Here is an 8118-nt window from a genome sequence, read left to right as displayed (position 1 = left end):
GTCCCCGGTGCCGGGGCGCCGGGCGCCCCGGTGCGCGCACCCCAGCCCCCCGCCGCCGATGCCGCGCACGCGGCTCTCGCACCCGCCGAGTCCGTGGCGCGCGCCAGGCGGTTCGGTCGTGCGGACGAGAACGGCACCGTGTACGTGAGCGTGCGGGGCACGGAGCACGAGTGCGGCCAGTTCCCGGACGCCACCCCGGACGAGGCGCTCGCGTACTTCGCACGCAAGTTCGACGACGCCGAGGCGCAGGTGGCGCTGCTCGAGCAGCGGATCGCGGCGAAGGCGCCGGCCGGGGAGATGCGCAAGACCGTGCACCACGTGCGCGAGCAGGTGGCGGCCCACACCATGGTGGGTGACCTCGTGGACCTCTCCACGCGCCTGGACACCCTGGAGGACGCCATCCGCGTGGCCCAGGAGCGCGAGCGCGAGGACGCGAAGAAGCACCGGGCCGAGCAGCTGGCGCACCGCACGGCCATCGTGGAGGCCGCCGAGGAGGTCGCGGGCCAGGACCCGGAGAAGACGCAGTGGAAGCACTCGTCCGCGCGGATGGCCGAGCTGTTCTCGCAGTGGCAGGAGCACCAGAAGTCCGGCGGTCGGCTGTCCAAGACGGACGAGGACGCCCTGTGGAAGCGCTTCCGCAAGGCCCGCACCACGTTCGACCGGCACCGCAAGGCGTTCTTCTCGTCCCTGGACGAGACGAACGCCAAGGCCAAGCGCGTCAAGGAGGCCCTGATCGCGGAGGCCGAGGCACTGTCCTCCTCCACCGACTGGGGTGAGACCGCCGGAAAGTACCGCGAGCTCATGGACCGCTGGAAGGCGGCACCGCGGGCGTCCCGCAAGGAGGACGACGCCCTGTGGGCCCGGTTCCGCGCGGCGCAGGACGTCTTCTTCGACGCCCGCAAGACCACCAACGAGCAGATCGACAAGGAGTTCGAGGGCAACCTCGAGGTCAAGGAGCAGCTGCTCGCGGAGGCCAGGACGATCCTCCCGGTCAAGGACCTGGAGACCGCGAAGAAGCGGCTCGCCTCGATCCAGCAGCGCTGGGAGGATGCGGGCAAGGTCCCGCGCGCCCACATGCGCCGCGTGGAGAACGAGCTGCGCTCCGTGGAGGACGCCGTGAAGAAGGCCGAGGACGACACGTGGCGCCGCACGGACCCCGAGACGAAGGCGCGGTCCAACTCGATGCTCTCGCAGCTGGAGAGCAAGATCGCCGACCAGCGCGCGGCGGTCGAGGCCGCCCGCGCGTCCGGCAACGAGAAGAAGGCCGTGTCCCTGGAGAAGGACCTCGCCACGAGTGAGCAGTGGCTGGCCACCCTGCAGGCCTCCGCCTCAGAGCTGGGCTGATCCGCTCCACCTCCGCAGCGCCCCCGAGCCGGCACCCCCGGCACGGGGGCGTTCGCCGTCCCACCCGTTCTCCACAGCCGCGGTCCTCACCTGTGCTGCGGGGGCGGACTGGGGTGGGATGGGTCCATGACCTCACTCGCGCCCGTGCAGCGCCCCGCGCCCGTCGTCACCCGGGAGGCCACCGTGGCGGTGTTCGTGCCCGGCCACCCGTTCAGCCACACGGAGCTGCATGCCCTCGCGGCGGACGGCGTGCTGCGCCGTGAGCTGCCGGACGCCTACGTGCACGCCTGGCAGCCCGCCTCCGAGCAGGTCCGCGCCGCCGTGCTGAGCCGGGCGCTCCCGGGGCACCTGCAGCTGCGGGGTGTGCTGGGGAGGCTCGGCGCCGCGTGGTTCTACCGCTGCGCGTCCGTGCCCTCACCGCTGCCCGTGCTCGTGGACAAGGCCGCGCGCACCACCACCTCCGTGCCGCTGGGCATCGTGCTGCACCAGACGAGTTTCGCACCGGGGGACCTCGTGACGCGCCACGGGATCACTCTCACGTCGCCGCGGCGCACCGCCCTGGACCTCGCCCTTCACGTCCAGGGCCCCGCCGGCGACGCCGCCCTGCTGGCCCTGCTGGGCGGGGCGGGGCTCGCGTGCACCGCCGAGCAGCTCGTGGCGGACCTCACGGCGCTCGGCAAGGCCCCCGGGCGCCGTGCCGCGCTGGGCCGGGCGCGCAAGCTGGCCCGCGCCCTGGCGGGGTGAGCCCCGGCGCCGCGCTCAGGAGCCGACCGGACGGTGCCCCGAGACGCGGTACACGTCGTACACACCGTCGATGCGGCGCACCTGGTTGAGGACGTGGTCCAGGTAGCGGGTGTCCCCCATCTCGAACGAGAAGCGGGAGATCGCCAGCCGGGCCCGGGAGGTGTGCACCTGGGCCGAGAGGATGTTCACGTGGTTCTCGGAGAGCACGCGCGTGACGTCGTAGAGCAGGGACTTGCGGTCCAGCGCCTCCACCTGGATCTCCACGAGGAACAGGGAGGACTGGGTGGGCGCCCAGGAGACCTCCTTGACACGGTCGTCGCCGTCGGGGATGACCAGCATGTTCACGCAGTCCCGACGGTGCACCGAGATCCCCGAGCCGCGCGTCACGAAGCCCACGATCTCGTCCGGCGGCACGGGTGTGCAGCAGCGGGCGATCTTCACGTACACGTCCGAGGCGCCCTGCACCAGGACCCCCGCGTCCGTGGCCCCGGCCCGCACGGGCTGGGTGACCCGCGTGGTCTCCGCGAGGTCCTCCTCCGTGCCGTCCGCTCCACCCAGGTGCTCCAGGAGCTTCTCCACCATCTGCTGGGCGCTGACCGCGTCCGAGCCGAGCGCCTCGTAGAGCGCCGCCACGTCCCCGCGGTTGAAGTCCTGGGCGACGGCGAGCAGGGACTCGCTGGTGACCGTGCGCTGCAGCGGGAGGTGGTGCTTGCGCAGCGCCTTGGTCAGCAGCTCCTTGCCCCGCTCGATGGCCTCCTCGCGGCGCTCCTTCGAGAACCACTGCCGGATCTTGGTGCGCGCCCGGGGGGAGCCCACGAACTTGAGCCAGTCCTGCGAGGGGGCCGCCTGCTCGGACTTGGACGTGAGGATCTCCACGCGGTCGCCGTGCTGCAGCGTGGAGGACAGCGGGGCGAGCTTGCCGTTGACACGCGCGCCAATGGTCCGGTTGCCCACCTCGGTGTGCACCGCGTACGCGAAGTCCACCGGGGTGGAGCCGGTGGGCAGCGCCATGACCTCACCCTTGGGTGTGAAGACGTACACCTCGGACGTGTTGATCTGGTACCTCAGGGAGTCCAGGAAGTCCGAGGAGTCCTTGGCCTCCTCCTGCCAGGACACCAGGGAGCTGAGCCAGTTCAACTCCCCCTCCTTGGCCCTGGGCGTGGCGGAGTTCGCCTGGTTGACCTTGTCCTTGTACTTCCAGTGCGCGGCCACGCCGTACTCCGCGCGGCGGTGCATCTCGTGCGTGCGGATCTGGATCTCCACCGGGCGCCCGTTCGGACCGATCACCGTGGTGTGCAGCGACTGGTACATGTTGAACTTCGGCATGGCGATGTAGTCCTTGAACCGCCCCGGCAGCGGCCGCCACTTGGCGTGCAGCACACCCAGGGCGGCATAGCACTCCCGCACCGAGTTCACGAGCACGCGGGCCGCCTGCAGGTCGTGGATCTCGTCGAAGTCCTTCCCGCGCACGATCATCTTCTGGTAGATCGAGTAGTAGTGCTTGGGGCGCCCCGTGATGGTCGCCTCGATCCCGGAGTCGTCCAGCGCGTCCGCGATCTGCCCCCGGATCTGCGCGAGGTGGCGTTCCCGCTCGGGAGTGCGCTCCCCCACCATGCGCACGATCTCCTCGTACACCTTGGGGTAGAGCGCCGCGAAGGAGAGGTCCTCGAGCTCCCACTTGATGGTGTTCATGCCCAGCCGGTGCGCCAGCGGGGCGAAGATCTCCAGGGTCTCGCGCGCCTTCTTCCCGGAGGACTCGGAGGAGACGAAGCGCCACGTGCGGGCGTTGTGCAGCCGGTCCGCGAGCTTGATGACCAGCACGCGGATGTCCTTGGCCATGGCCACGATCATCTTGCGCACGGTCTCCGCCTGCGCGTTCTCCCCGTACTGGATCTTGTCCAGCTTGGTCACACCGTCCACGAGCAGCGCCACCTCGTCCCCGAACTCCGCACGCAACTCGTCCAGGGTGTAGGACGTGTCCTCCACGGTGTCGTGCAGCAGACCCGCCACCAGGGTGGGCCCGGTCATGCCGAGCTCCGCGAGGATCGTGGTCACCGCCACCGGGTGGGTGATGTAGGGGTCGCCGGACTTGCGCTTCTGGCCCTCGTGGTGGGTGTCCGCCACTGCGAAGGCGCGCTCCAGGACGCCGAGGTCCTCCTCGGGGTGGGTGCTCTGCACGGTGCGCAGCAGGGGGACGAGAACGGGCGAGCTGGGCACCGACTCGCCACTGAGCACGGACAGCGTGGACCGGGTGCGCTCACTGCGCCCGGGGAACACGGCACGCCCGAACACCGGGCGGGACGCCGGCAGCACGTAGTGGGTGCCCACGGTGTAGCTCGAGGACCCACTGCCGGAGGGTGTGCTTGAGGGGATCGACGGTCCGACGGGCGGGGTCGCGTGCCGGGGTCCCGGCACCGGCGCGGTGGTGGCAGGGGGCGCGGACGGGGCGTCCGGGGTCTGACCGGCACGGGGCGCGCCGTCGGCACCTGACGGGGTGGAGAACGCAGACGCGGTCCCGGGGCGCGGGTCGGCGGGGGACGACGACTCCTCGGGGCTCCGGGCGCTCCGGGTCTCGGACTGGCTGGACATGCTCCGCGGCCTCCTCACCGTTGCCGCGCTGGCCGAGGTCGTCTGGCCTGCTCGGCGCGGCTGAGGCACCAGTGTAGTGCCGTCGGGAGGCCGAACGGGCACGGGCCCCGCCCTCGCGGGGAGGACGGGGCCCGGCGGCGTCGTGCGCACGGCGGTGACGGATCCGGCGGGCGCCGGACGAGCCGCGCACCACCGGCGGCCGCGGGATCAGGCGGACACGGGGTCCGCGCTCACCGGCGGAGCGTCCGTGGTGCGCCGGGCGAGCACCTCTCGGGACTGCTCCCGCACCGCGGCCTCCCGGTCGCGCAGCACCGAGTACAGGGGCGCGGCCACGAAGAGCGTGGCCAGGGTTCCCACGATGATGCCCACGAACAGGGAGAGCGAGAGGTCCTTGAGCGTTCCCGCGCCCAGCAGGTACGCGCCGATGAACAGGATGGAGCCCACGGGCAGGATGCCCACCACCGAGGTGTTGATGGAGCGCACCAGCGTCTGGTTGACCGCGAGGTTCACCTGCTCCGCGTAGGTGCGCTTCTTCCGCTCCGCCGGGGCGGTGCCGTCCACCAGCCCGGCCGTGTTCTCCCGCACCTTGTCGAAGACCACCACGGAGTCGTAGAGCGAGTAGGACAGCACCGTCAGGAAGCCGATCACCGCCGACGGCGTGATCTCGAAGTCCACGAGCGAGTACACCCCGGCGGTCACGACGATCGTGAACAGCATGGCGGCAATCGCGGAGACGGACATCTTCCACGTGCGGAAGTACAGCGCCATCAGCACCAGTGCCAGCGCCACGAAGACCAGCAGCCCCCACAGGGCCTGCTGGGTGACGCCCTGGCCCCACGTGGGCCCCACGAACGTGGAGGTCACCCGGTCCTCGCCCACCCCGTAGGCACTCTGCAGCTCCTTCTTCAGGGCGAGGGTCTGGTCGTCGTCCAGCTGCTGGGTCTGCACCCGCACGGTGCCCGGGGCGATGTTCGTGACGGTGGCCTCGTCCGCACCGGAGGTCGAGGCCACGGCTCTCTCCCCGAGGGCCACGTCCGTGTTCGCCACGTCCGAGACCGTGAACTCCGAGCCGCCCGTGAAGTCGATGCCCAGGTTGAAGCCGCCCTTGACCACGGGGACCAGCACGGACAGGACCACCAGGGCGAGGGCGATCCCCAGCCACAGGCCGCGCTTCTGGACGAACGGGTAGGAGCGGCGCCCGCTGTGCAGGTCGTTGCCGAATCGCGCGAAACGGTTGCTCATCGCCGGGCCTCCTCGGAGTCGGTTCCGGCGGCGGTGGAACCCGCGCCGGTGTGGTTCCCGGAGGACGGTCCCCCGGCGGGTGCCGTCCCGGCACGGGACGACGATGCCGCGTCGGCGCGCTCATCACCCTCCGTGCCAGCCTCGCCCGGGGTCACGGCCTTCCCGTCAACGGCCTCCGCGTCCGCGGTACCGCTGCCCGCGGTGGCGGCGCGGCGGCGTCGTTCCGCGATCGTGAGACCGTCGGAGTCCTCCGGTGTGCGCAGCCGACCCGCCCCGCGGTAGAGCGGGACGGCGTCGAGCGCCTCGGGGTCCAGCCCCGAGTTCCTGGCACCGGAGCCGAAGTAGCGGGTGCGCGCCAGCAGGACCATCACCGGGTGGGTGAACAGGAACACGACCATGAGGTCCGCGATGGCGGTCAGCCCGAGCGTGAACGCGAAGCCGCGCACGTTGCCCACGGCCACGAAGTACAGCACCACGGCGGCCAGGAGGTTCACGGCCTTGGACGCGAGCACCGTCTGGCGCGCCCGCTGCCAGCCGTGGTCCACGGCTGCGGGAATGGTGCGGCCCGCGCGGATCTCGTCACGGATGCGCTCGAAGTAGACGATGAACGAGTCCGCGGTCTGGCCGATGGCCACCACCAGACCGGCGACGCCCGCGAGCGAGAGCCGGTAGTTCGCACTCCAGCCCAGCAGGGTGATCGAGAGCCAGGTGATGACGCCGGCCACCACCAGGGAGGCAATGGTCACGAGCCCCAGCCAGCGGTACTGGAAGAGCGAGTAGAGGCACACCAGGGCGAGTCCGATCAGACCGGCCACGATGCCCATGCGCAGCTGGTTGCTGCCCAGCGTGGCGGAGATCTGCTGCTCGGAGTCGATCGAGAAGGACACCGGCAGGGCCCCGTACTTCAGCTGCTGGGACAGGAACTTGGCCTCGTCCTCCGTGAAGCTGCCCGTGATCTGCGCCTTGCCGTCCGTGATCACCGCGTTCATCGTGGGCGCGGAGACCACGGAGCCGTCCAGCACGATCGCGAACTGCGAGCGCGGATCCTTCTGACCGCCCTGGCCGAAGCCGTGCAGCCGCTCGGAGAGCTCCTTGAACGTCTGCGTGCCCTCGCCGTCGAACTGCAGGTTCCCCGCGAAACCGCCGGTGGCGTTGCCCTGCGAGTTGGTGGCCTGGGCGTAGGAGGCGTCCGCGATGTCGGTTCCGGGGATCTCCACGGGTCCCAGGATGAACTTGGTCCTGCTCTGCGGGTCGCACGCCACCACGGCCTTGTCCTGGGGCTGGGACGCACGGTCCTCCTGCGGCTGCGGGGCGGTGCAGTCCAGGGCCTCGTACTGCGCGAGCAGCTGGGGGGTCACCCAGTTCGGGTCCGAGGAGTCCTTGGGCTTGCCGCTGGGCTTGGGCACGGACTTGGGGTCCGTGCGCTTGTCCTTGGGCGTGGCCTCACCGGGACCGGTGACGATCACGGGGCGGAACGCCATCTGCGCCGAGGTCTGGATCAGGTCCCGGGTCTCGGAGGAGGGAACACCGGGCATCGAGACCACGATGTTGTTCCCCGACTGCGTGGTGATCTCGGCCTCGGACACGCCGGAGCCGTCCACGCGCTGGCGGATGATCTCCACCGCCTGGTCCAGCTGCTCCTGGGTGATGTCCTGACCGGCCTTGTCCCCCTGGAGAGAGGGCGAGAGGACCATCTGGGTGCCGCCCTCGAGGTCCAGGGCGAGTTTCGGCCCCCAGCCCGTGCGGTCCGTGCTGACGCAGGCCCGCCAGAAGCGCGGTCACCGCCACGAGCGCCAGCAGGGCCCTGCGCGCCGACGACGCCGCTGCCGCGGCCCCAGTGCGCGGGCGTCGGTCCCGGGACTCCCGGTTCCGGGAGGCGCTGCTCCGGGTGCCCCCGGAGCGCTCCTGGCCCTGCGTCGTCGCCCGCCGGCGCCGACGGGAGACGCGGGCGGACCCGGACGTCTCCGTCCTCTTCTTCTCTGCTGCCATGGCCGTCCTTCGGGAAGCCCGTGACCGCGCGGGGAGCCGCTGGTCACATGAGAAACGGGCCGAGGTCCTCGGCCCGTGACTCTGCGGGGGGTGGTGTCAGATGGTGGGGTTGCCGTTCTCGCCCTGCTCGCGGGCGTCACGCCAGGTGCGGTGCTCGGTGCGCTCCGCGGGGCGGTCGGCGGCGGGGCCGGGGTGAGACGCGTACGTACC

General features: G+C 71.3%; 5 protein-coding genes and 1 pseudogene. 3 read left to right on the top strand and 3 right to left on the bottom strand.

Translation table 11 applies throughout. The annotated features are described in order from the left end of the window. Positions 1 to 30 precede the first annotated feature (30 nt). Positions 31 to 1344 (top strand): DUF349 domain-containing protein, encoded by a 1314-nt coding sequence (locus CWC38_RS10090; RefSeq protein ID WP_240625209.1) that lies wholly within the window; start codon positions 31 to 33, stop codon positions 1342 to 1344. 126 nt (positions 1345 to 1470) lie between these two features. After that, the gene (locus tag CWC38_RS10085) at positions 1471 to 2088 is read left to right on the top strand and encodes a type IV toxin-antitoxin system AbiEi family antitoxin (protein WP_121846614.1); all 618 of its coding nucleotides are present in this window, start codon (positions 1471 to 1473) and stop codon (positions 2086 to 2088) included. A gap of 15 nt (positions 2089 to 2103) precedes the next feature. Here CWC38_RS10085 and CWC38_RS10080 read toward each other — a convergent pair whose 3' ends face one another. Continuing rightward, on the bottom strand, positions 2104 to 4416 hold the full coding sequence (locus tag CWC38_RS10080; protein ID WP_121846613.1) for a RelA/SpoT family protein: 2313 nt from the start codon (positions 4414 to 4416) through the stop codon (positions 2104 to 2106). 166 nt (positions 4417 to 4582) lie between these two features. Between CWC38_RS10080 and CWC38_RS12270 the strand changes: the two genes are divergently transcribed. Further along, positions 4583 to 4741 (top strand): hypothetical protein, encoded by a 159-nt coding sequence (locus tag CWC38_RS12270; RefSeq protein ID WP_206059893.1) that lies wholly within the window; start codon positions 4583 to 4585, stop codon positions 4739 to 4741. A gap of 143 nt (positions 4742 to 4884) precedes the next feature. Here CWC38_RS12270 and secF read toward each other — a convergent pair whose 3' ends face one another. Together secF and secD are read right to left on the bottom strand one after the other, a co-directional pair. Further along, a complete protein-coding gene (gene secF / locus CWC38_RS10075; protein ID WP_121846612.1) occupies positions 4885 to 5919 on the bottom strand; it encodes a protein translocase subunit SecF in 1035 nt (344 codons plus the stop codon). After that, positions 5916 to 7908: pseudogene (secD, locus tag CWC38_RS10070) on the bottom strand (protein translocase subunit SecD). Before secD ends, secF begins: the two are co-directional and overlap by 4 nt. Positions 7909 to 8118: the final 210 nt, after the last annotated feature.

Source organism: Kocuria tytonicola (assembly GCF_003687455.1).
Classification (GTDB): domain Bacteria; phylum Actinomycetota; class Actinomycetes; order Actinomycetales; family Micrococcaceae; genus Kocuria; species Kocuria tytonicola.
This window is presented reverse-complemented; position numbering and strand designations above follow the sequence as displayed.